The sequence below is a fragment of the Streptomyces aurantiaciflavus genome, from assembly GCF_049808595.1.
Taxonomy (GTDB): domain Bacteria; phylum Actinomycetota; class Actinomycetes; order Streptomycetales; family Streptomycetaceae; genus Streptomyces.
Map to the genome: position 1 here is coordinate 155,545 of NZ_JBNCAQ010000019.1, position 24,456 is coordinate 180,000.

The following is a 24,456-nucleotide window of genomic DNA, read 5'->3' on the forward strand; positions in this document are numbered from 1 at the left end:
ACGTGTCACTCCCCACCGCCGGCAAGCCGCTTGCTTCCGGCTCGAAGAACCGGCTCCCCAGTGGCTGCCCGGCTTGCGCTCTTTTACGCCGCCAAGGTGCGGCATGCGGCTCCTGTGGCCGATTCCGCCCCCGATTCCCAATGAGTAGGACGAGCAACGCGCCTGGAAGATTCCCTGGTTTGGAAAAATTCTGGCCAACTCGCCCACGGCGCCGATCCGATCCGGTCCGGCCCGGAACTGCGGATTCAAGGCGGCAATCTCCCGCAATGCCCGGACAACTGCCCTCGCCTCGACCCCGATACGGACGGGCGGGTTCCAGACGCCTCTTCGAGTTAACTTTGCGTCGGTAGTAGGCTCGCGACGTTTGTTGACGCACATGCGTACCCCCTGCCGGTGGGGGTTCGAGCTGGGGGAGGCCATGCGCTTTCGCGGGAAGTCGATCCGCCGGAAGATCGTGGCGCTGCTTCTCGTGCCGCTGGTGTCCCTGACCGCCATCTGGGGCTTCGCGATGGTGCTCACGGGCCGTGAGGCGAGCCGCCTGTTCACCGTGTCGCACGTGGTGGAGAAGGTCGGCTACCCGATAGAGGACACGGTTCGCGTCGTCCAGCAGGAGCGCCGGCAGACCCTCGTCTACCTCGCCGACCCTCGTGCCTCCGACGCGCTCTCCGCGCTGCGCCGCACCCGGACGGCCACGGACGAGGCCCTTGCGGAGATCCGTAAGAACGCCAGGGACCCCGACGTACGCGATGTCCTGGACCAGGACGACGGCGCGGGCCTGACCGCGGTACTCGACGCCTTCGACGGGGTCGACTCCCTGCGTCGCAGCGTCGAAGAGGGAACCGTGACCCGGGCACAGGCCCTGGACCTCTACAACCAGCTGATCGACCCCTGTTACACCCTGCTCGCCAAGCTGGACGTGGTCGACAGCGTGGAGATGGACAAGCAGTACCGGGCCCTCGTCAGCGTCGCCCGCGCCCGTGAACTGCTCTCCCAGGAGGACGCCCTGCTGGGCTCCGCCCTCGTCGTGGGACGGCTCACCCGTGAGGAGATACGCGACGTCTCCGACTTCGAGGCCCAGCGGAACGTCGTCTACGACATCAGCCTCGCTCAACTGCCCGTCGCGGAGCGCGAACGCTACGAGAGCTTCTGGAAGAACGCCACCACCGCCCCGCTGCGCACGGCCGAACAGGCCGTCGTCTCCACCACGCCCGGCGGCATGCCCCGAGGCGTCACCGCGCGGACCTGGGACACCGCCGCCGCGAACGTCCTGGACGAACTCGGCACCCTCGACGAACAGGCGAACGACCGCTACCAGGACCGTGTCCGTCCGGTGGCGATCGAGGTCATCGTCAAGGCGGTCGTCGCCGGTGTCCTCGGTCTGATCGCCCTGATCGCCTCCCTCGTCCTGTCGGTGCGCATCGGCCGCGGCCTCATCCGTGACCTGCGCCAGCTGCGGCTCGACGCCCACGAGGCGTCCGGTGTCCGCCTCCCCAGCGTGATGCGCCGCCTCTCCGCGGGCGAGCAGGTCGACGTCGAGACCGAGGTCCCGCGACTGGAGTACGACAAGAACGAGATGGGCGAGGTCGGCCAGGCCCTCAACACCCTCCAGCGCGCCGCCGTCGAGGCCGCCGTCAAACAGGCCGAACTCCGCGCCGGAGTCTCCGAGGTCTTCGTCAATCTGGCCCGCCGCAGCCAGGTCCTGCTGCACAAGCAGCTCACCCTGCTCGACACCATGGAGCGCCGCACCGAGGACACCGAGGAACTCGCCGACCTCTTCCGGCTCGACCACCTCACCACCCGCATGCGACGGCACGCCGAGGGCCTGGTGATCCTCTCCGGCGCAGCTCCTTCGCGGCAGTGGCGCAAGCCCATCCAGCTCATGGACATCGTGCGCGCCGCGGTCGCCGAGGTGGAGGACTACGAGCGCATCGAGGTCCGCCGCCTGCCACGCGTCGCCGTCACCGGACCGGCCGTCGCCGACCTCACCCACCTCGTGGCCGAACTCCTGGAGAACGCCACCGTGTTCTCCCCTCCGCACACCGCCGTCCACGTCCTGGGCGAGCGGGTCGCCAACGGGTTCACCCTGGAGATCCACGACCGCGGCCTCGGGATGGCACCGGAAGCGCTCCTCGAGGCCAATCTCCGGCTCGCCGAGACGCCCGAGTTCGAGCTGTCCGACACCGACCGGCTGGGACTGTTCGTGGTCAGCCGGCTCGCCCAGCGGCAGAACGTCCGGGTCTCCCTGCAGCCCTCCCCGTACGGGGGCACGACCGCGGTCGTCTTCATTCCCGACGCCCTGCTCACCGACGACGTCCCCGACACGAACGGCATCGGCTTCCGCCTCGACCGCCCCCGACCTCCCAAGGAGGGCGAGTCCGCGGAGAGCCGTAGGTCCGCGCTCTCCCAGACTCCGGTGAAACTCCCCGGCGTGCCCGCCGCGCTGCTGGACGGACCGGTCGAGCTGGAAGCCCCCGTCGACCTGGACGCCCTCGGCGAATTCCCGGCCCCCCTGGTCGAGGAGGACGGCGACCGGGACGGCCTCTTCCGCCCCCGCCGCCCCCTCACCCGCGCGGAGGACGGACCCGGCGTCGGCGAACCGCACCTGCGGCTTCCCGACTCGCCGGGCGCCCCGGACAGGACCGCCCCCGGCGACCCGGTCGCCCCCCTTTCTCTGCCGAGCCGCCGGACCCCCAAGCTGGTCAGCTCCCACGGCCGCCCCGTGACCGATCAGCGAGCCCGCCGCGCGGAAGCGGCCGAGGACCCGCCGTCGCGACCGGGGGGACGTCGGCCGGAGGACGACGTCCCCGCCCCTCTGCCCTCGCGGCGACGCGGAGCGACGGCGCACATCCCGCGGAGCATCGGTGCGGGCGAGTACCCGGGCCATGGCGCCGAGGAGCCGTCCCAGCCGCCCGCCCTTCCCCGGCGGACCCGCAAGGCCGCAGCGCTGCAGAGCGGCCCGGAGGACCCGGCCGAGCACCCCCGTGGCACGCCTCATCAGCCTGCCGACGTGGCGCAGCGCAGCCCCGAGGACTCCACCCGGCGGCCCGGAGCCGCGGCTCATGACGCCGGCTCCGGCACAGGACCCCTGCCCCGGCGCGTACGGCAGGCGAACCTGGCGCCGCAACTGCGGCAAGGTCCGGCACCGCGTACCGAGGACCACACGGACCCCGCCGACCGGGACGCCGACGAGGTACGCAGCCGCATGGCCTCGCTCCAGCGTGGCTGGCAGCGAGGTCGAGCAGAAAACGCCGCGGGCGATGACGCCCACAGCGGCACAGCACCACAAGGAACGAATGAGGGGGACGGTCGATGACCGCACCGAAGGCGACCGGCCACACCACGACCAACAACGGCGAACTGAACTGGCTCCTCGACGACCTCGTCGACCGCGTCGCCAGCATTCGCAAGGCCGTCGTGCTCTCCGGCGACGGCCTGCCGACGGGAGTGTCCAAGGACCTGACCCGGGAGGACAGCGAGCACCTGGCCGCCGTCGCCTCCGGATTCCACAGCCTCGCCAAGGGGGTCGGCCGCCACTTCGAGGCCGGCAGCGTCCGGCAGACGGTGGTCGAACTCGACGAGGCCTTCCTGTTCGTCACGGCCGCCGGTGACGGCAGCTGCCTCGCCGTCCTGGCGGACGCCGACTCGGACGTCGGGCTGGTGGCGTACGAGATGACGCTCCTCGTGAAGCGGGTCGGCGCACATCTGGGCACCGCGCCGCGCACCGATCTGCCCTCGGGCGGGTAGTGGGATGGCATGAGCACAGACGGTCAGGGAAGCAGCCACTGGTTCGACGACGAGGCCGGACCGGTCGTCCGTCCGTACGCCATGACGCGTGGCCGCACCACCAGTGCGGTCCAGCACCGTCTCGATCTGATCGCGGTGGTCGTCGCCGAGCCCCACGCCGACGACCCGGAGGCGGATCCGGCGCTGTCCCCGGAACACGTGGACATCGTGGGTCTGTGCCGGGAAGCGCCGCAGTCGGTCGCCGAGCTCGCCGCCGAGCTCGATCTGCCCATCGGCGTGGTCCGGGTCCTCGTCGGGGACCTCGTGGGCGGGGAATTCGTCCATGTGAACCGGCCCGTACCTCCGGCCGAACTGCCGGACGAGAGTATTCTTCGCGATGTGATCAACGGCCTCCGAGCGCTGTGAGCAGTACGGAAGCGAGGTGAGGACGTGACCGGCTGGCAGTTCTGGGTCGACCGGGGCGGCACCTTCACCGACATCGTGGCGCGCCGCCCCGACGGCCTGCTGCTGACCCGCAAACTGCTGTCCGACAACCCGGCCCGGTACGCCGACGCGGCCGTCGCCGGTGTCCGCGCCCTGCTGGGGGACCCACAGGAACCAGTCGAGTCCGTCCGTATGGGCACGACAGTGGCCACCAACGCCCTCCTGGAGCGCAAGGGCGAGCGCACCCTGCTCGTCGTCACCCGCGGCTTCCGCGACGCGCTGCGCATCGCCTACCAGAACCGCCCTCACATCTTCGCCCGCCGCATCGACCTCCCCGAAATGCTGTACGAGCGGGTCGTGGAGGTCGACGAGCGCATCGCCGCCGACGGCACCGTCCTGCGCGCCCCCGACCTGGACGCCCTCGCCGGGCCGCTGCAGGAGGCGTACGACGACGGCATCCGGGCCCTCGCCGTCGTCTGCATGCACAGCCACCTCCACCCGGCCCACGAACAAGCCGTCGGCAGTCTGGCCGCCCGCATCGGCTTCCCGCAGATCTCGCTGTCCAGCGAGGTCAGCCCGCTCATGAAACTCGTCCCGCGCGGGGACACCGCCGTCGTCGACGCCTACCTCTCGCCCGTACTGCGCCGCTACGTCCGGCACGTCGCCGACGAACTCCGGGGCGTCCGGCTGCTGTTCATGCAGTCCAACGGCGGGCTCGCCGAAGCGACCCAGTTCCGCGGCAAGGACGCCATCCTGTCCGGGCCCGCCGGCGGCATCGTCGGCATGGCCCGCATGTCCCAGCTCGCCGGCTTCGACCGAGTGATCGGCTTCGACATGGGCGGCACCTCCACGGACGTCTCCCACTTCGCGGGCGAGTACGAACGGGTCTTCACCACACAGATCGCGGGCGTCCGCCTGCGCGCGCCCATGCTGGACATCCACACCGTCGCCGCGGGCGGCGGCTCCGTCCTCCACTTCGACGGCACCCGCTACCGCGTGGGACCGGACTCGGCCGGCGCGGACCCGGGACCGGCCTGCTACCGAGGCGGTGGCCCGCTCGCCGTCACCGACGCCAACGTGATGCTGGGGCGCATCCAGCCCGCCCACTTCCCCCACGTGTTCGGTCCGCACGGCGACCAGCCCCTCGACGACACGCTCGTCCGTGACCGTTTCACCGCCCTCGCGCGCGAGATCCGCACGAGGACCGGCGACGATCGCACCCCGGAACAGGTCGCCGAGGGATTCCTGCAGATCGCCGTCGCCAACATCGCCAACGCCGTGAAGCGGATCTCCGTCCAGAAGGGCCACGACGTCACCCGCTACGCCCTCACCACCTTCGGTGGCGCCGGAGGCCAGCACGCGTGCCTGGTCGCCGACTCGCTCGGCATCCGCACCGTCCTCGTGCCTCCCATGGCCGGCGTCCTGTCCGCGCTCGGGATCGGTCTCGCCGATACCACGGCCATGCGCGAACAGTCCGTCGAGGCGCCCCTGGAAACCGCCTCCATGCCCGCGATCCACAAGACGGCCGACGACCTGGAGGCGGCGGCCCGCGCCGAACTCCTCGCCGAGGACGTCCCGGACGACCACGTCCAGGTCATCCGCCGCGCACAGCTCCGCTACGACGGCACCGACACCACTCTCACCGTCGAGCTGACCGAGCCCGCCGCCATGAGGCACGACTTCGAAGAACGTCATCGCGCCACGTACTCCTTCACCCTCGACCGCCCGATCGTCGTCGAAGCGCTCTCCGTCGAAGCCACCGGCATCACCGAACCCCCCGATCTCTCGGCCCTCGCCCCGTACGAAGGCCGCACCGCCGCCCCGGAGACCGTCCGCCTTCACACCGGCGGCGCCTGGCGCGACGTACCCCTCCACTGCCGCGAGGACCTTCCTCCCGGCGAGACCGTCACCGGCCCGGCGATCATTACCGAGGCCGGCGCGACGACCGTCGTCGACGACGGCTGGCGGGCCGCCGCGACCCACGACGGGCATCTGCTCATGGAACGCGCGGCGATTACGCAGAGTTCCGATCTCGACACGAAAGCCGATCCCGTCCTCCTCGAAGTCTTCAACAACCTCTTCATGTCCATCGCCGAACAGATGGGTGCCCGCCTCGAGTCGACGGCCCAGTCGGTCAACATCAAGGAACGCCTCGACTTCTCCTGCGCACTCTTCGACCCCGACGGAAACCTGGTGGCCAACGCCCCGCACATCCCCGTCCACCTGGGCTCGATGGGCACCAGCGTCAAGGAGGTCATCCGCCGCCGAGGCTCCGCGATGCGCCCCGGCGACACGTACGCGGTCAACGACCCGTACCACGGCGGCACCCACCTGCCCGATGTCACCGTCATCACCCCGGTCTTCGACAGCAAGGCCTCCCTTCCAGACACGCAGGGTGACCGGATCCTCTTCTACGTCGCCTCCCGCGGCCACCACGCCGAGATCGGCGGCATCGCCCCCGGCTCCATGCCGGCGAACAGCCGCACCATCGACGAGGAGGGCGTCCTCTTCGACAACTGGCTCCTCGCCGAGAACGGCCGCTTCCGCGAGGAGGAGACCCTCCGTCTGCTGACCGAGGCGTCCTACCCGTCCCGGAATCCGCGGACCAACCTGGCCGACCTGCGCGCCCAGATCGCCGCCAACCAGAAAGGCGTCGACGAAGTCGCTCGCATGATCGAAAACTTCGGGCTGGACGTCGTGCAGGCGTACATGAGGCACGTCCAGGACAACGCCGAGGAGGCCGTGCGCCGTGTCATCGACGCCCTCGACGACGGCGAGTACGCCTACGAGACCGACGCGGGCGCCGTCATCCGGGTACGCGTGCGCGTGGACCGCGGAAACCGCTCCGCGACCGTCGACTTCACCGGCACCTCACCCCAACTGGCGACCAACTTCAACGCCCCCTTCTCGGTCGTCAACGCGGCCGTCCTGTACGTCTTCCGCACCCTCGTCGCCGACGACATCCCGCTCAACGACGGCTGCTTGCGCCCCCTGAAGATCATCGTGCCGCGAGGCTCCCTGCTCGCGCCCGATCCGCCCGCCGCCGTCGTCGCAGGCAACGTCGAGACGTCCCAGGCGATCACCGGTGCCCTCTACGCGGCCCTCGGAGTCCAGGCCGAGGGCTCCGGCACGATGAACAACGTCACCTTCGGCAACGAACGCCACCAGTACTACGAAACCGTCGCCTCCGGATCCGGCGCCGGCGACGGCTTCCCCGGCGCGAGCGTCGTGCAGACCCACATGACCAACTCCCGCCTGACCGATCCCGAGGTCCTCGAGTGGCGGCTGCCGGTCAGGCTCGACGAGTTCGCGGTCCGGCACGGCAGCGGCGGCGCCGGACGGTGGCGCGGCGGGGACGGGGCGGTGCGCCGTATGCGCTTCCTGGAGCCCATGACCGTGTCCACCTTGTCCCAGCACCGCCGAGTGCCCCCGTACGGCATGGCCGGCGGCGCACCCGGCGCGCTGGGCGCCAACCGGGTGGAACGCGCGGACGGCACCGCCGTCGGACTCGACGGCAGCGACTCCGTGGACGTCGGCACCGACGACGTCCTCGTCATCGAAACCCCCGGCGGCGGAGGCTTCGGCCCACCGCCCCACGACCCCCCATCAAGCAGGAGAAGTGATCGATGATCTTCGGGCGTTCTGAGCGCGGCAAGCCCCCGGTCGAGCCCGTCACGCTCAAGATCCTGGTGGCCGGCGGCTTCGGCGTGGGCAAGACCACCCTCGTCGGCGCCGTCAGCGAGATCAGGCCGCTGCGCACCGAGGAGTTCCTCACCGAGGCGGGCCGCCCGGTCGACGACACCACGGGCGTCGAACGCAAGCACACCACCACCGTCGCCATGGACTTCGGACGCATCACCCTGCGCGAGGACCTGGTGCTGTACCTGTTCGGGACGCCCGGTCAGGAGCGGTTCTGGTTCATGTGGGACGAGCTCTCCGAGGGTGCGCTCGGCGCCGTCGTGCTCGCCGACACGCGCCGCCTGGAGGACTGCTTCGCCGCGATCGACTACTTCGAACGTCGCTCCATACCCTTCCTCGTCGGCGTCAACTGCTTCGAGGGCGCGGCCCGTTATCCGGTCGAGGACGTACGCGGGGCGCTCGATCTCGACGACGACGTACCGGTGGTGCTCTGCGACGCCCGCGACCGTGGTTCGGTCAAGGACGTCCTGGTCGGCGTCGTCCAGCACGCCATGGAGTACGGCACCGACCGCCGCCGGACCGTCACCACCTGAGACGCGCACGGCCCGTACCCGGACGACAGCGCCACGGGCCGCGGCTCAACGCGGACACACGCGCGCGTACGGCACATCGAGCCGCCCGCGCGTGTGCAACCCGAGGGCACGCGCGCGTGCCGCCTACCCCTCGCCGTCCGCCACCCAGCCGAGGCTCTTCTCCACCGCCCTGCGCCAGTTGTGGTACTCGCGGTCCCGTACCGACGCCTCCATCGACGGCGTCCACTCGGCGTCCTTCTGCCAGTGCGCCTTCAGCTCGTCGAGGTCGTTCCACACGCCGGTGGCCAGCCCGGCCGCGTACGCCGCGCCCAGGCAGGTCGTCTCGGAGACCCGGGGCCGGATGACGGGCACGCCGAGCACGTCTGCCTGGTGCTGCATGAGCAGGTTGTTCTTCGTCATGCCGCCGTCCACCTTCAGGGTCGTGATCCGCACCCCGGAGTCCTGGTACATGGCGTCCACGACCTCCCGCGTCTGCCAGCTCGTCGCCTCCAGCACCGCCCGCGCGAGATGCGCCTTCGTGACGTACCGTGTGAGCCCGGTGACGACACCGCGCGCGTCGGACCGCCAGTACGGCGCGAACAGCCCGGAGAACGCGGGCACGATGTACGCGCCGCCGTTGTCGTCGACGCTCGCCGCCAGCGTCTCGATCTCGTCAGCCGTACGGATGATGCCGAGTTGGTCCCGGAACCACTGCACGAGCGCGCCCGTTATGGCGATCGAACCCTCCAGGCAGTAGACGGGCGCCTCCCCGCCGATCTTGTAGCCCATCGTCGTCAGCAGCCCGCTCTTCGACGGCACCGGTCGGTCGCCGGTGTTCAGCAGCAGGAAGCTGCCCGTCCCGTACGTGTTCTTCGCCGTGCCCACGTCGTAGCAGGCCTGACCGAAGACCGCCGCCTGCTGGTCGCCCAGCGCTGAGGCGACGGGCACTCCGGAGAGCTGGCCCACTGCGGTGCCGTACACCTCGGCGGAGGACCTGATCTCGGGCAGGACGGCCTCGGGCACGCTCATCGCGGACAGGATGGACGCGTCCCACTGGAGCGTCTCCAGGTTCATCAGCATCGTGCGCCCGGCATTGGTCACGTCGGTCACGTGCCGGCCGCCGTCGACCCCGCCGGTGAGATTCCAGATGAGCCAGGAGTCGATAGTGCCGAAGGCGATCTCGCCGTGCTCGGCGCGGTCCCTGAGACCGGGCACGTTGTCGAGCAGCCACGCGGCCTTCGGCCCTGAGAAATAGCTGGCCAACGGCAGTCCGGTCTGCTCGCGGAACCTGTCTTGGCCGTCGGCGCCGCCCAACTCGTTGCAGAGCGCGGCGGTCCGGGTGTCCTGCCACACGATCGCGTTGTGCACCGGCTTGCCCGTGGCGCGGTCCCACAACACGGTCGTCTCGCGCTGGTTGGTGATGCCCAGGGCGCTGATCTGCTCGGCGCGCAGCCCGGCCTTGGCGATCGCTCCGGCGACCACAGCCTGGACCTTGGACCAGATCTCGGTGGCGTCGTGCTCCACCCAGCCGGGCCTGGGGAAGATCTGACGGTGCTCGCGCTGGTCGACGGCGACGATCGCGCCGTTCCGGTCGAAGATGATGCAGCGGCTCGAGGTGGTGCCCTGGTCGATTGCGGCGACGTACTTCTCGGCGTTGTCCGTCATGGCTACCCCTTGGGCTGGGTTCAGAAGGCTGCGTTGTAGAGGAGGCCGGCGAGCGCTCCGCCGATCAGCGGGCCGACGACCGGGATCCAGGCGTAACCCCAGTCGGAGGTGCCCTTGTTCGGGATCGGCAGGAAGGTGTGCACGATGCGGGGGCCGAGGTCGCGCGCCGGGTTGATGGCATAGCCGGTGGGCCCGCCGAGGGAGAGGCCGATGCCGACGACGAGCAGGGACACGATCAACACGAGCGTGCCGGACTGGCCGAGCCCTTTCGTCAGCCCGAAGGCGAGGATCGGCAGGACGAGTGCGACCGTCGCGATGATCTCCGTGATCAGGTTGGCGACGGGATTCCGGATCTCGGGAATGGTGGAGAAGATGCCGAGGGTCGGAGTCGGTTCCTCCGCGGTGCCCTCCGTCGTACCCGTCTGCCGTACGTTCGCCTGGAACTGCGCGAGATACACCAGGTACGCGAGGACGGCGCCGAGCATCGCGCCGACGATCTGCCCCAGCAAGTAGACCCAGACCTTCCCCCACTTGCCCGTGTCGACGGCGATCCCGATGGTCACCGCGGGATTGAGTTGCCCGCCGGACAGCGGTGCGGCGGTGTACGCCCCGGCCAGCACGCCGAACCCCCAGCCGAAGGCGATCACGATCCACCCCGAGGCCCGAGCCTTGGAGTATCTGAGGGTGACGGCGGCGCAGACGCCCGCGCCGAACAGGATGAGTATCGCGGTTCCGATGACCTCGCCGACGAATATGTCTCCGTTGCTCATGGCGGCTCCTAGGCCCGGCCCGGGGCGATCGACCCCGGTGCTCTGTGCAGGGTGCGGTTCCCGTGGCTTTTCGGCCAAGGCAGGGAGTCCCGCGCCCCGCCCGGCCTCCTTGACGAGCATGCCGTCGTAGCCGAATCGCCCGTGGGGGAGTGGGCCATGGGTCGGGGAGCCCTTTGGGGCGCAGCGCCTGGTACGTCGTGAATGTACGGCGATGTCGGCTGACACCGGGAAGTGTTCACCGGCGCCCAGGGAGCGTCAAGGAGCGTGACGGCAATGGTTGAGGAAGCCGGAGACCGGTGGGCGACCGGTAACTGGTCGCACGGAGCCAGGAATCCGTCAGCCCGCGCCCGGCTCCACCCCCACCACTCCCGGTTCCGCCCTTCCCACCGGCATCGATCCCCGCCGCACTTCGTGCCCCGGCAATCCCGCCCGCCCCACCACCCAACTCGCCCCGCGAAGCGCCTTCGCGGCCTTCTTCAGTGGCGCCAGACAGGCCGCCGCCTGGCGATGGTCCGCCACGCTGCCCGGCGGACACAGAACCGTGGCCAGCGACAGGGTGACCGGGCGCCCGCCCGCCGACCACGGCGCGTCGAGCACCGAGGCGGCCAGCGGATCCAGACCCTCCGGGTCGGCGAGGACCAGGAAGTCGTCACCGCCGATGTGCCCCACACGCGTGCTCCCGCACGCCGAGACCTGCAACGCCCGCCCCACCGACCGGATCAACTCGTCCCCGGCCGCGAACCCGGCCCCGTCGTTGACCTGCTTGAAGTGGTCGACGTCCAGCCAGCTCAGCGCGAAGGTCCGCCCGTCCGCGATCCGCCGGTCCACCTCCCCGGTGATCGCGTCCGAACCGGGCAGCCGCGTCAGCGGATTGAGTCCCGCCGCCTCCTCGACCCGCGTCTCGGCCAGTGCCCGCACGAGGTCCGCGAGCCGGACGACGCCCACACACCGCCCACAGCGGTCGACGACGGCCACATCGTCGGAGGTACGGTCCCGGCCGCCGTCCGCGACCACGTCAAGGACCTCCCACGCCGTCGCGTCGATGCCCACCGTGCGCGGCGGGTCGCCGAGCTTGGCCGCCGGCCGGTCGGCGTACAGGGCGTGTCCGTAGCGCCCCGACATCGACAGCAGGAAGCGCGACCGGTGTACCGACCGGACCGGCACGCCCTCCCGGTCGACGAGCAGCACTCCGGACACGTCCGGCGACCCCGTCAGCAGCGCGCGCACCTGACCGGCGGAGGCGCCCGCGGGCAGCAGCGCGGCCGGCCGGACGAACTCCCGCACCGACGGCCCTGACCGTGGCGCCGGCACGACGCCGAAGGAGCGCGACGGCACGTACACATCGGCTGCGGGCAGCCGGGCGGGAGGTGCGAACAGCTCCCCCTGCGCGAGCTGCGCGCCGGCCGACTGCGCCGCCGCACACTGCAGTTCGGTCTCCACGCCCTCGACCGCCAGCAGTGCTCCCAGTTCGTCGCACAGTGTCCGCATAGCCCGCACCGCCGCCGGCCGCGCCAGCAGGGACGCGTCGAGTTTCACCAGGTCCGGCCCGATGTCCGTGAGCAGCCGCAGCGGCAGGTCTCCATCTCCGACGCCGTCCGCGCTGATGCGGAAACCCTGGTCCCGCAGCGAGGCCAGCGCCTCCATCAGCGCCCGGTGCGGTACGTGCGTGTACGGCGGGACGACGTCGAGCGTCACCTCCCACGGCAGCCGTCCCGCCTCGCGCACGGCGTCGTGCAGCGGGGTGAGACCGCCGAGGTCGGCCAGGGTGCCGGCGAACACGTTCACATGCAGCGGCAGCAACGTCTCCTTGCGAACCGCGGCCCGCACCGCCAACACGGCCAGGCGGCCGTCCAGTCCGGGATCCCGCCGGGCCTCCGCCAGGATGTCGCCGGTCTCCGGGCGGGCGAGGATCTCCAGCCCGGCCACTCCTCCGGTGGTCAGGTTGACCACCGGCTGGAAGGCGAAGCGGAGAGTATCCGTCCAGGAGTGCACGGGAGCATGATGTCGCCGCGGGAGTGCGCCCAGGCCCAGTTCATGAGACGTTCACACAGCATTCCGGGGTGCTCACGGAGCGTCAGATCGTCGGCCCCGAGCACGTTCTGTGGTGCCAGTGAAGTGCTCCCAGACAGCCACTGACCCGCAGTGGACTCCTCTCTCTCCTCGTCACCGCACCGCGACCACCGCCGATCCGTGCCCGAACAGCCCCTGGTTCGCTGTGATCCCTACACGCGCGCCACGGACCTGACGCTCGCCCGCCTGCTCTCTCAACTGCCAAGTCACCTCGCAGACCTGGGCGATCGCCTGAGCCGGCACCGCCTCTCCGAACGAGGCCAGTCCGCCGCTCACGTTCACCGGTATTCGCCCGCCCGGTGCTGTCGCACCCTCCCGCAACAGCTTGGCGCCCTCACCCTCGCCGCACAGTCCGAGGTCCTCGTACCACTGCAGCTCCAGTGCCGTGGACAGGTCATAGACCTCGGCCAGGGACAGGTCCTCGGGCCCTACGCCCGCCTCCTCGTAGGCGGCCGCCGCGATCGACGCCCTGAACGGCTCGCCCTGAGGTGGCACCGCCACCGCCGAGTCGGTGGCGATGTCCGGCAGGTCCAGCACCGTGTTGGGATAACGGGGCGTCACGGTGGCCACCGCCCGGATCCGCACCGGATCGGCGGCGCCGTGCCGCCGCGCGAACTCCATGCTGGACAGCACCACCGCCGCCCCGCCGTCCGAGGTCGCGCAGATGTCCAGCAGCCGCAGTGGATCGGCGACCACCGCGGAGGCGGCGACCTCCTCGGCGGTGACCCGCGCGCGGTAGCGCGCGTTCGGATTCAGCGCCCCCATGGCGGCGTTCTTCACCTTGACCTGGGCGAAGTCCTCCAGCGTGTCCCCGTGCACCGCCATGCGCCGACGCGCGTACAGCCCGAAGTACATGGGGTTGGTCGCGCCGAGCACCCGGAACCGCAGCCAGTCGGGGTCGTCCGGACGGTCCCCGCCCGCTGGGCGGAAGAAGCCCTTCGGCGCGGCATCGGCACCCACCACCAGCACCACGTCCGCCAGACCCGCGAGTATCTGAGCCCGTGCCGCGTTGATCGCCTGCGCCCCCGACGCACACGCGGCGTACACACTCGTCACCCTGGTTCCGCGCCAGCCCAGGGCCTGCGCGAAGGTCGCCCCGGCCACATACCCCGGGTAACCGCCACGCACGGTGTCCGCGCCGACGACCGCGCCGACGTCCCGCCAGTGCAGGCCCGCGTCGTCGAGTGCCGCGCGCGCCGCCATCACGCCGTACTCGACGAAGCTGCGCCCCCATTTGCCCCACGGGTGCATCCCCACGCCGAGCACCGCCACCTCCGCTGTCATCCCCTCACCTCCGTCGGCCGCCAGTGCCAGGTCGTCCAGGTCGTCTCCGCGTCCTCCCGGAGCACTCCGGGGACGACCTCCACCTCCATGCCCACCGCCAGATCGGCGACGGTGATACCGGGAGCCGCCTGTCCCAGCACCACCATGCGCTCTGACTCCAGCTCCACAGCGATCAACGCGTACGGCTCCCATGGAAGTTCCGGATCGGTCACATAGGGTGACGGAGGCCGGTAGCGGCTGTCCGTGTACGACCAGACGCGCCCGCGCCGCGAAAGCGGGAACTCCGCCAACTCGCCACCCTCGCAGTGCGGATTGCGGCAGTGCGTGTCCTCTCGGGGGAAGAAGACCGAGCCGCACGCCGAGCACCGCGTCCCGAGCAGCCTGAAGGTGTTCCCGTGCCCGGTGAACCACCCGGGGACCACGGGTGTGCGTGTACGTGACAAGATCCCTCCCGGACACCTCATCTGACGGAACGTCAGAAGTGTGGCACGCGCACGACGAGATGGGCAGGCGTCCCACAGACGGGACCGACTGCACGCAATCGCTTCCCCACCGGAACCCGGTCCTGATAGATGCAGGAGACATGACACGACTCTCCAGTGCTGTACGCGGTGTCGTCACCGTGCTCGCCGCCCTGCTGACCGTGACCGCCACCTCCGCCACCGCCCGGGCCCGGACCGAGCCCGAGGCCCCGGCGGACTTCGTCGCCCTCAGCACCGTGGATCCGACGATCCTCCAGGAGATGCGCTACTTCACCCCGCACAACTTCGTCGGCGAACGCATCGACGGTTACCAGCAGCCGCTGTGCATCCTCACCCGCCCGGCCGCCGAAGCCCTCCACAGGGCGCAGACGAAGCTTCTGCGCCAGGGCTACACATTCAAGGTCTACGACTGCTACCGGCCGCAGCGCGCGGTGAACCACTTCGTCCGCTGGGCACAGGACCTCGACGACCAGGCCATGAAAGGGGAGTTCTACCCGAACGTCGACAAGTCCCGTCTGTTCGAGGACGGGTACATCGCCGAGAAATCCGGTCACAGCCGCGGTTCGACCCTCGATCTCACCCTGGTGAAGCTCCCGGCCCGCCCGACCAGGCCGTACATCCCCGGCGAACCCCTCGTGCCGTGCTACGCGCCGCAACAGAAGCGCTTCCCCGACAACTCCGTGGACATGGGCACCGGCTTCGACTGCTTCGACACCTTCAGTCACACGCTCGACCCGCGCATCCAGGGCGAGCAGCGCGCCAACCGGCTGCTCCTCAAGGGCACCCTGGAAGAGCTCGGCTTCGCCAACCTCGCCGAAGAGTGGTGGCACTACACCTTCAAGCCCGAGCCGTACCCGGACACCTACTTCGACTTCCCCGTCAGCGCCAAGTCGCTCACCAAGGCTTACTGAGCAGCCCGTGCGCGACGCCCTCCCATGATCGGATACAGTCCGCCGCGTGTCCGAAACTCAGCACTCCAGTTCCAACTCCGCGCGCGACTCCCACTGTTCGAGCTGTGGAGCGCTCTACGGGGAGGGCGTCACCGGCTGGCCCCGCACCTGCCCGGCCTGCGCCACCGTGGCCTACCGCAACCCGCTGCCGGTCGCGATCGCGCTCCAGCCCGTCTACGACACCAAGGGCACCGCCCTGGTCGTCATCACCCGCACCGTCGACCCCGCGCGCGGCGGCATCGCACTGCCCGGCGGCTACATCGACGACCGCGAGGACTGGCGGCAGGCCGTCGTCCGCGAACTCGAGGAAGAGACCGGCATCGACGCTCTGAGCCGCGACGTACGCCTGGTCGACGCCATGAGCTCCCCCGACGGCCACCTCCTCCTGTTCGGCCTCCTGCCGGAACGCCCCGCGGACCGTCTGCCGACGTCGGCCGCGACGGACGAGACGGAGGGTTGGCACCTCCTGCGCAGACCGCAGGAGCTGGCCTTCCCGCTGCACACGCTCGCCGCACGGGCGTTCTTCGAGGGCCGCTACGTCTGAGGCGCCCCGCCGAGCCCGCGTACGCGCACGGGAGGGGACGGCTCGCGCACGCCGTCCTCACCCTCCCGCTCGACGACGACCCTCCGGCCGCCCTCCCAGCGGGCGACGTACCGCTCGATCTCAGGCTCCTCCCAGCCGTCGCCCGCGTCTCGCACCACCAGGCCGCCCCCGGTCCGTCCGCGGGCCGGCGCCCACACCTCCAACTGCAAACTGCCGTCCTCACCACGCACCGGTATGACGGCACCCGCGCGCGCGAGCACCGGAATCCGCGCCAAGGGAGCGTCGACGAGCACCTGCCCCGACCCTTCGTACGCCTTCCCCGTCGCCGTGTCGTACCAAAGCCCCCGCGGCAACTGCACCGCCCGCCGGTCCGTGCCCGCGTCGAGCACCGGTGCCACCAGAAGACAGTCACCCAGCAGGAAGGCGTCCTCGCAGTCCCGCAGCGCCCGGTCCTCAGGCGATCCCCACCACAGCGGACGCACATAGGGAGCCCCCGTCCGCCGGGCCAGATGCGCCAGCGTCATGAAGTAGGGCAACAGCCGCGCCCGTTCGACGAGCGCCGCGCGCGCGTGCTCCAGTACCTCGGCACCGAACTCCCACGGCTCCCTGCGCCCTGCCCGCAGACCCGCGTGCGTACGGAACAGCGGCAGGTAGGCGCCCAGCTGGAACCAGCGCAGATAGAGCTCCGGAGACGGGCTGCCGTCGTAACCGCCCACGTCCGGCCCCGAGTACGGCACCCCGCACAGCCCGAGCCCCATGACCAGCGACAGGGAAGCCCGCAGCCCGGGCCAGCCCGTGGCGACGTCACCGGACCAGGTGCCGCCATAGCGCTGCAGGCCGGCCCAGCCGGAGCGGGAGAAGACGAACGGGCGCTCCTTGGGCAGCAGCTTTCGCAGCCCCTCGTGGGCCGCCTGGGCCATGCACAACCCGTAGACATTGTGCGCCTCGCGGTGATCGCCGCCTCGCCCCTCCAGGGCGTGCCGGGCCGACCGTGGCAGGGTCGACTCGCCGAAGGCGGTGAACGACGTGGGCTCGTTCATGTCGTGCCAGAAACCCGAGAACCCCTGCGCGATCCGCTCGGCGTAAAGGCCTCCCCACCACCGCCGCACGCGCGCGTGCGTGAAATCCGGGTAGACCGCCTCACCGGGCCACACCACACCCTCGACGAGCCGTCCGGAGGCGTCCCGCACGAACGCGTCCTCCGCGACCCCGCTGTCGTAGACGGCGTTGCCCGGTTCGGCCTTCACCGCCGGATCGACGATCGACACCAGACGGATCCCGTCCCGCCGCAGTTCCTCGGCGAGCACCGGCAGCTTGGGAAAGCTCTCCTGGTCGACGGTGAACACCTGGTGGTCGTCGAGGTGGTCGATGTCCAGGTGGACCGCGTCGAGCGGCAGGCCGCGTTCCTGGTAGCCCGCCACGATGCGGCGCACCTCCTGTTCGCTCCCGAAGCCCCACCGCGCGTGATGGTGCCCGAGCGCCCATGCGGGCGGCAGCGCCGGAGCGCCGGTGAGCGAGGCCCACGTGTGCAGCACGCGCGCAGGGGTGCCCACCATCACCCAGCAGCGCAACGGACCGCCGTCCATCCGCAGCTCGGACGTCCCGGCCCGGTCGTGTCCCGAGCCGGCCCCCTCCTGGCCCTCCCGCAGCGTCACCGTGCCGTCCCAGGAGGTGTCGTGGAACGCCAGATGCGTCGCCGCGTCGGCCACCACCAGCTGCACCGGCATCGTGAGGTACAGCGGATCGTCCCCGCGATCGAACGAGTGACCGGGATCGGTGTTCCACAGCCGGTACGTCCCCTCGCGCAGACGCGGCCCGGACGCCCGCCCGCCGAGCCCGAAGAACCGCGCGTCCGCCGCCACCTCCGACCGCTGCATCCAGCGTCCCGGGCCCCCGTGCTGCGGTTCCCACCATCGCGGCGGCAGATCGCGCCGCAACGTCACGCCTCCCGGGGTGCGCACCTCGATCGCACCGTGCCGCGAGACCACGACCGTCACCCGCTCGGCGACGACCCGCCAGCCACCGTCCTTGTCCGGCTCCAGCACGGCCCGAGGATCCACCTCGGGGCATCGCCCGGCCAGCGCGTACGACGGCTCGGGTCCAGCCCCGTCCCAGCCCCAGAAGACGGCTCCGCTGACGGTCACCCGGATCTGCAGCTCCGAGCGGCTGAACCGCACCGTTCCGCCGCCGGGAGCCGGCTCCACCTCCTGCACCTGCCCCGGCACGCGCGCCCGCTCGGCGCCCCGGGCCGGCAGCCCGCTGGCGTCGGCGCGCCGTCTGCGCCACGCCGCCCGCACGGTGCGCACACCCTGGGCCGCCCCCGCGGAACCGACCGCTTTTATCGAACGCACCAGGTCACGACCGTCCATGCTGCTCACCCTGCCACTCGCCGCCCCACGCGCGCGTGCCGTTCAACTGTCGTTCACCCGTGCCGGGACCACATCTTCACGACACGGACTGTGTGGGGCATGCCCTGGTGTAGAAGTCGATCACATGGCATCGTCCGTGTCAGCCGCGTCACGCGCACACCCCAGCACGTGCGCGGGCACGCACACGACGCGCACAGTCCGGGAGCCGCCCCATGTCGACCGTGAACCCCGAGCCGCTCTGGCGGCCCGATCCGCAGCGCATCGCCCAGGCCCAGATCACAAGGTTCCAGTCCTGGGCGGCCGAGCACCACGGAGCCCCCTCCGAAGGCGGCTATCCGGCCCTGCACCGCTGGTCCGTCGACGAACTGGAGACATTCTGGAAAGCCGTCACGGAGTGGTTCGACGTACGGTTCTCAACCCCCTACGCGCGCGTGCTCGGCGACCGCTCCATGCCCGGCGCCCAGTGGTTCCCCGGGGCCACGCTGAACTACGCCGAGCACGCCCTGCGCGCCACCGCCACCCGCGCGGACCAGCCAGCCCTCCTGTACGTCGACGAAACCCATGAGCCACGCCCGGTGACCTGGTCCGAGCTGCGCCGTCAGGTCGGCTCCCTCGCCGCCGAACTGCGCGGCCTCGGCGTCCGCCCGGGAGACCGGATCAGCGGCTACCTTCCGAACATCCCCCAGGCCGTCGTCGCCCTCCTCGCCACGGCCGCCGTCGGCGGCGTCTGGACCTCCTGCGCCCCCGACTTCGGCGCCCGCAGCGTTCTCGACCGCTTCCAGCAGGTCGAGCCCGTCGTCCTGTTCACCGTCGACGGCTACCGCTACGGCGGCAAGGAGCACGACCGCCGCGACGTCGTCGCCGAACTGCGCCGCGAACTGCCCACACTGCGCGCCGTCGTCCACATCCCCCTCCTGGGCACGGAGGCGCCCGAGGGAGCCCTGGACTGGTCCGCCCTCACGGCCGCGGAGGAGGAACCCGTCTTCGAACAGGTCCCCTTCGACCACCCCCTGTGGGTGCTCTACTCCTCGGGCACGACCGGCCTGCCCAAAGCCATCGTCCAGTCCCAGGGCGGCATCCTGGTCGAACACCTCAAGCAACTCGGCCTGCACTGCGACCTGGGCCCAGAAGATCGTTTCTTCTGGTACACCTCGACCGGCTGGATGATGTGGAACTTCCTCGTCTCCGGCCTCCTGACCGGCACCACGGTCGTCCTCTACGACGGCAGCCCCGGCTACCCCGACACTGCCGCCCAGTGGCGCGTCGCCGAACGCACGGGAGCCACCCTCTACGGCACCTCGGCGGCCTACGTCATGGCCTGCCGCAAGGCGGAGGTCCACCCGGCACGCGACTTCGACCTTTCCAGGATCCAGTGCGTGGCCACCACCGGCTCGCCCTTGCCGCCCGACGGCTTCCGCTGGCTGCACGACGAAGTCCGCGACGACCTGTGGATCGCCTCCGTCAGCGGCGGCACCGACGTCTGCTCCTGCTTCGCCGGAGCCGTCCCGACCCTCCCGGTGTACACCGGCGAACTCCAGGCACCCGGCCTCGGCACCGACCTGCAGTCCTGGGATCCGGCCGGTCACCCCCTCATCGACGAGGTCGGCGAACTGGTCGTCGCCAACCCCATGCCGTCGATGCCGGTCTACTTCTGGAACGACCCCGGCGGCAGCCGGTACCACGACAGCTACTTCGACACCTACCCCGGCGTGTGGCGCCACGGCGACTGGATCACCGTCACCTCACGGGGCTCGGTCGTCATCCACGGCCGCTCCGACTCCACGCTCAACCGTCAGGGCGTACGCATGGGCTCCGCCGACATCTACGAGGCCGTCGAGCGCCTGCCCGAGATCAAGGAATCCCTGGTCATCGGTATCGAGCAGCCTGACGGAGGCTACTGGATGCCCCTTTTCGTCCATCTGGCCCCGGGAGCCGTCCTCGACGAGAGCCTCCTCAGCCGGATCAAACAGACCATCCGCGAACAGCTCTCCCCGCGCCACGTTCCCGACGAGATCATCGAGGTCCCCGGAGTCCCGCACACCCTCACCGGCAAACGCATCGAGGTCCCGGTCAAGCGCCTGCTCCAGGGAACCCCACTGGAAAAGGCGGTCAACCCCGGATCCATCGACAACCTGGATCTCCTCCACTTCTACGAGGACCTCGCACGCAAGCGAGCCTGACCACCCCTCGTGGAAACCGATCACTCGCCCACTCGGCCTCGGACATGACGAGCACGGCCGCCAAGGACCACCCGCCGTGACGATCACCACCGGACCCGTCGGGTGGCCACCTTCCACTGGACCACCGCTCTGAGCTGCGAGAATCCAGTGCTCTGCGGTCCACTTCCACTGTGTTCCGGACCCGTTGTCAGTGCTGTCGATTACTGTGAGTGAGCATTGATCGACTGCGCACACAGGGGGAAACATGGCACAGACGGACCACCAGACCATGCGACGCGTCCTGCGCCGTGAAATCGCCGGCACCATCGGCCTGCTCACCGACGAACACGACTTCCGTGCCATGCGGCGCTACCGCAGCTTCACTTTCGACGACCACGCCACCTACCTGAAACAGGTCGAGGACCTGCTCAAAACCCGCGCCCTCCAGGGCATCCACACCACGGTCGCCCTCTTCGACCCGCAGGAGTACGCCGAGTACTGCACGGTGAAGGGCCTCGACCCCGACGTCCCCGCCCACCGCACGCGCTTCACGGCGGAACTCGCGACGACCGGCCCCACCATCCCCTACGAGGGCCAGCCCCTGGCGGACCTCGTGCCCGCCCTCGTCGACGAAGCCGTCCGGCAGGCGACCTGGGAGTACGCGGCCACCCTCCTCGCGCGGCTCGGCGCCTGCGCGAGCTGCGGCGAGGACCTCGGCCGCGCCGCCTTCGGGCACGCCTCCGACCTCCTCGCCCGCATCCTCGACACCGCACCACCGGGCAACAGTCACCTCGTCTGCAGTGTCACGGGAACACCCGAAACCCTCGTCGCCGTCCTCCACGCCGACCAGGCAGTCAACGGCCCCGCAGCACTCGACGAGGCAGAAGCCCTCGAGTTCACCACCGTCCTCGCCCTCGGCCTCGCCACCCACAGCCCCGGCGGCCTGGTCATGCGCACCAGCAGCCAAGGCGCTCCCGACCGGATCTACGGATGGCGGCTGCGCGGCGACGGACTGGAACCGCTGACGGCCGGCGAGGTGTTCGACGCCTACTGCACCGACGTCGAGTCCGGAGACCTCATCTCGCCCGAGTCCGGCGTCGACTACTGCGAGCCGCCCGACCTCGGCCAGGAGGAACGGGAAGGACCGATGCCGGGCCACCACCACTGACACAGGAAACAACAAGGGGCGCCCCGCCCAAAAGGCGGAGCGCCCCTGTTCACCAGCCGAACGCCGGCCCGGGCCGACTACTCACCGGACAGCACGGCCTGCGCGGCGTTCCGCGCCTCCTCGGCGCTGTCCGTCGCGCGCGCGGCCGCAGCGGCCCGCTCGCACTGCGCCAACGTGTACTTCGCCAGAGTCGCCCGCACATAAGGAATCGACGCCGAACCCATGGACAGGGAGGTGACCCCCAGACCGGTCAGCACACACGCGAGCAGCGGATCGGACGCGGCCTCGCCACAGACACCACAGCTCTTGCCCTCGGCCTTGGCCGCCTCAGCGGACAGCGCTACCAGATCGAGCAGCGCGGGTTGCCACGGATCCTGCAGACGGGACACCGCACCCACCTGACGGTCGGCGGCGAAGGTGTACTGGGCGAGATCATTTGTCCCCAGCGACAGGAACTCGACCTCCTGCAGGATCGAACGGGCCCGTAGCGCGGCCGACGGTATCTCCACCATCGCGCCGAACTTCGCCTGCAGCCCCGCCGCCCGGCAGGCGTCCGCGAACGCCTTGGCGTCGGCGCGGTCGGCCACCATCGGGGCCATCACCTCAAGGTAGACCGGCAGCCCCTCGGCGGCCTTCGCGAGCGCCGCCAGCTGAGTGCGCAGGATCTCGGGGTGGTCCAGCAAGGTCCGCAGACCACGCACGCCCAGCGCCGGGTTCGGTTCGTCCGCAGGGGTCAGGAAGTCCAGCGGCTTGTCCGCCCCCGCGTCCAGCACGCGCACGACGACCCGCCCCTCGGGGAACGCCTCGAGCACCTGCCGATAGGCCTCGACCTGCTTCTCCTCGGACGGCGCGTTCTTACTGTCGTCGAGGAAGAGGAACTCGGTGCGGAACAGACCGACACCCTCCGCGCCCGCCTCGACGGCGGCCGGCACGTCGGCCGGTCCGCCGACGTTCGCCAGGAGCGGCACCTTGTGACCGTCGGCGGTGGCACCCGGCCCGGTCGAGGCGGCGAGCGCCGCCTTGCGCTCCGCTGCCGCGGCCTCGAGCTGTGCCTTCTTGTCCTCGCTCGGGTTCACGAAGATCTCGCCGGTGCTGCCGTCGACGGCGATCATCGTCCCCTCGGCGAGCTCACCGGCACCCGGCAGCGCCACGACCGCGGGCACGCCCAGGGCGCGCGCCAGAATCGCGCTGTGGCTGGTCGGCCCGCCTTCTTCGGTGACGAACCCGAGCACCAGCGTCGGGTCCAGCAGAGCCGTATCGGCCGGCGCCAAGTCCCGTGCAACAAGCACATACGGCTCGTCGCTGTCCGGAACACCCGGCATCGGGACGCCCAGCAGACGGGCGACGATACGATTCCGCACATCGTCGAGGTCGGCCACGCGACCAGCGAGGTACTCGCCGGCTCCTGCCAACAGCTCGCGGTAGGCGGCGAACGCGTCGTACACGGCACGTTCGGCCGTGCTCCCAACGGCGATGCGCCGGTCCACGTCCGCCATCAGCTCCGGATCCTGAGCCATCATGGCCTGTGCCTCAAGCACCGCCTGAGCTTCGCCCCCCGCCAGATTGCCGCGCGCAATCAAGTCGGCTGCCACAGCCTCCACGGCCTTACGGGCGCGCCCCTGTTCACGCTCCGCCTCCTCCGCCGGGATCTGCCTGGCGGGCGGTTCGAGCACCGCCGTTCCCATGTGCCGAACCTCGCCGATCGCCACACCGTGGCTCACGCCGACGCCTCGCAGCGTTGTCTCCATCTCACCCGTCTCCGATAGTGCGGCGGGTCCCGCCGCCGCGGTGGTAGTCCTACGTGCCGTCATACGACGGCTTCGGCGTCAGCGCCAGGAAAAGAGAACGTCACCGGTCTTCACGTCGCCGTCTTCACGCAGCTCGTCGAGGGCGTCGGCGGTGGCCTCCAAGGCCACGACCGGGCAGACCGCGGACTTGCCGGCCTCTTCCACCGCGACCGGGTTCCAGCGCACGATGCCCTGTCCGCGCGTCACGGTGTCGCCCTTGTTCACGAGGAGCTCGAAGCCCTCGCCGTTGAGCTGCACGGTGTCGATACCGAGGTGGGTGAGCACACCATGTCCATCGGCGTCTACCACCACGAAGGCGTGGGGGTGGAGGGACACGATGACCCCGTCCACGGGTGCGACGGCCTCGGAAGGCTCACGCACCGGGTCGATTGCCGTTCCCGGGCCGACCATGGCCCCGGAGAAGACCGGATCCGGCACGGCTGCCAGTCCGATGGCGCGACCTGCCAGCGGGGACGTCACGGTGGTCATGGGAAGCCTCCCAGGGGTGGAGATGTATATGGGCCGTCACTACCAGTCCCGGACGGCGCACCGTGCAGCAGCGTATGTCACATGAAGTGGCGGTTCCGCACGAGTGCTCCCGATCCGTGGTCTAGACCACCAGCCTAATGGATTTGCAACGGCTCGGCGCCCCCGTGTACAGTCGTACCCCTGCTTGGGGGTGAGTGACGCGAACGAGCGCGCTTAACCGGGCAGCATCCAACTTGTCAGATCCTATCTCTGGGTCTCCTTCTGCATGCCTGCGGGAGGGTGGTCAGAGGGAAGAAAAAACCCTGATAGAGTTTGGAAACACCGAAGGGAAGCGCCCGGAG

General features: G+C 70.4%; 16 protein-coding genes and 1 pseudogene. 9 read left to right on the forward strand and 8 right to left on the reverse strand.

The features are described from left to right. Positions 1–418: 418 nt before the first annotated feature. The 5 genes and pseudogenes from ACPT94_RS23515 to ACPT94_RS23535 all read left to right on the forward strand — a co-directional run bounded on the left by ACPT94_RS23515 (position 419) and on the right by ACPT94_RS23535 (position 8,399). Positions 419–3,313, forward strand: a complete 2,895-nt coding sequence (locus ACPT94_RS23515) for a sensor histidine kinase (protein ID WP_425246757.1) — start codon at positions 419–421, stop codon at positions 3,311–3,313. Next, on the forward strand, positions 3,310–3,744 hold the full coding sequence (locus ACPT94_RS23520) for a roadblock/LC7 domain-containing protein (RefSeq protein WP_360347001.1): 435 nt from the start codon (positions 3,310–3,312) through the stop codon (positions 3,742–3,744). The genes ACPT94_RS23515 and ACPT94_RS23520 overlap by 4 nt, the downstream gene beginning before the upstream one ends. Before the next feature lie 9 nt (positions 3,745–3,753). Then, positions 3,754–4,149: a DUF742 domain-containing protein gene (locus ACPT94_RS23525; protein ID WP_360347003.1), complete on the forward strand. Its 396-nt coding sequence runs from the start codon at positions 3,754–3,756 to the stop codon at positions 4,147–4,149. A gap of 24 nt (positions 4,150–4,173) precedes the next feature. Further along, a pseudogene (locus ACPT94_RS23530) lies at positions 4,174–7,813 on the forward strand (hydantoinase B/oxoprolinase family protein). Beyond that, complete coding sequence (locus ACPT94_RS23535) at positions 7,794–8,399, forward strand: GTP-binding protein (RefSeq protein ID WP_360347005.1); 606 nt, start codon at positions 7,794–7,796, stop codon at positions 8,397–8,399. Before ACPT94_RS23530 ends, ACPT94_RS23535 begins: the two are co-directional and overlap by 20 nt. Before the next feature lie 123 nt (positions 8,400–8,522). Here ACPT94_RS23535 and glpK read toward each other — a convergent pair whose 3' ends face one another. The 5 genes from glpK to ACPT94_RS23560 all read right to left on the reverse strand — a co-directional run bounded on the left by glpK (position 8,523) and on the right by ACPT94_RS23560 (position 14,589). After that, positions 8,523–10,043, reverse strand: a complete 1,521-nt coding sequence (gene glpK / locus ACPT94_RS23540) for a glycerol kinase GlpK (protein WP_360347007.1) — start codon at positions 10,041–10,043, stop codon at positions 8,523–8,525. Between the two features lie 20 nt (positions 10,044–10,063). Further along, the gene (locus tag ACPT94_RS23545; protein WP_360347009.1) at positions 10,064–10,813 is read right to left on the reverse strand and encodes an MIP/aquaporin family protein; all 750 of its coding nucleotides are present in this window, start codon (positions 10,811–10,813) and stop codon (positions 10,064–10,066) included. Between the two features lie 336 nt (positions 10,814–11,149). Beyond that, positions 11,150–12,805, reverse strand: coding sequence for an EAL domain-containing protein (locus tag ACPT94_RS23550; RefSeq protein WP_425246749.1), 1,656 nt, complete (start codon positions 12,803–12,805; stop codon positions 11,150–11,152). Positions 12,806–12,976: 171 nt separating this feature from the next. After that, positions 12,977–14,167 carry a lipid-transfer protein gene (locus tag ACPT94_RS23555; RefSeq protein WP_360347013.1) on the reverse strand — a complete coding sequence of 397 codons (1,191 nt, stop codon included), beginning with the start codon at positions 14,165–14,167 and terminating at the stop codon, positions 12,977–12,979. Next, a complete protein-coding gene (locus tag ACPT94_RS23560) occupies positions 14,164–14,589 on the reverse strand; it encodes a Zn-ribbon domain-containing OB-fold protein (protein WP_360347031.1) in 426 nt (141 codons plus the stop codon). The genes ACPT94_RS23555 and ACPT94_RS23560 overlap by 4 nt, the downstream gene beginning before the upstream one ends. Positions 14,590–14,750: 161 nt before the next feature. On the opposite strand from ACPT94_RS23560, the gene ACPT94_RS23565 reads away from it, so the two are divergent. Further along, positions 14,751–15,560 (forward strand): M15 family metallopeptidase, encoded by an 810-nt coding sequence (locus tag ACPT94_RS23565; protein ID WP_425246750.1) that lies wholly within the window; start codon positions 14,751–14,753, stop codon positions 15,558–15,560. Positions 15,561–15,606: 46 nt separating this feature from the next. Next, the gene (locus ACPT94_RS23570; RefSeq protein ID WP_360347017.1) at positions 15,607–16,143 is read left to right on the forward strand and encodes an NUDIX domain-containing protein; all 537 of its coding nucleotides are present in this window, start codon (positions 15,607–15,609) and stop codon (positions 16,141–16,143) included. Here ACPT94_RS23570 and ACPT94_RS23575 read toward each other — a convergent pair. Beyond that, entirely contained in the window at positions 16,134–18,512 is a 2,379-nt protein-coding gene (locus tag ACPT94_RS23575; RefSeq protein WP_425246751.1) for a glycoside hydrolase family 31 protein, read from the reverse strand. The genes ACPT94_RS23570 and ACPT94_RS23575 overlap by 10 nt on opposite strands. Positions 18,513–18,724: 212 nt before the next feature. Between ACPT94_RS23575 and ACPT94_RS23580 the strand changes: the two genes are divergently transcribed. After that, the gene (locus ACPT94_RS23580; protein WP_425246752.1) at positions 18,725–20,692 is read left to right on the forward strand and encodes an acetoacetate--CoA ligase; all 1,968 of its coding nucleotides are present in this window, start codon (positions 18,725–18,727) and stop codon (positions 20,690–20,692) included. Between the two features lie 244 nt (positions 20,693–20,936). Next, entirely contained in the window at positions 20,937–21,839 is a 903-nt protein-coding gene (locus ACPT94_RS23585; protein WP_425246753.1) for a DUF8829 domain-containing protein, read from the forward strand. A gap of 77 nt (positions 21,840–21,916) precedes the next feature. Here ACPT94_RS23585 and ptsP read toward each other — a convergent pair whose 3' ends face one another. Continuing rightward, the gene (gene ptsP, locus ACPT94_RS23590) at positions 21,917–23,587 is read right to left on the reverse strand and encodes a phosphoenolpyruvate--protein phosphotransferase (protein ID WP_425246754.1); all 1,671 of its coding nucleotides are present in this window, start codon (positions 23,585–23,587) and stop codon (positions 21,917–21,919) included. 78 nt (positions 23,588–23,665) lie between these two features. Next, positions 23,666–24,115, reverse strand: coding sequence for a PTS sugar transporter subunit IIA (locus tag ACPT94_RS23595; protein WP_360347027.1), 450 nt, complete (start codon positions 24,113–24,115; stop codon positions 23,666–23,668). Positions 24,116–24,456: the final 341 nt, after the last annotated feature.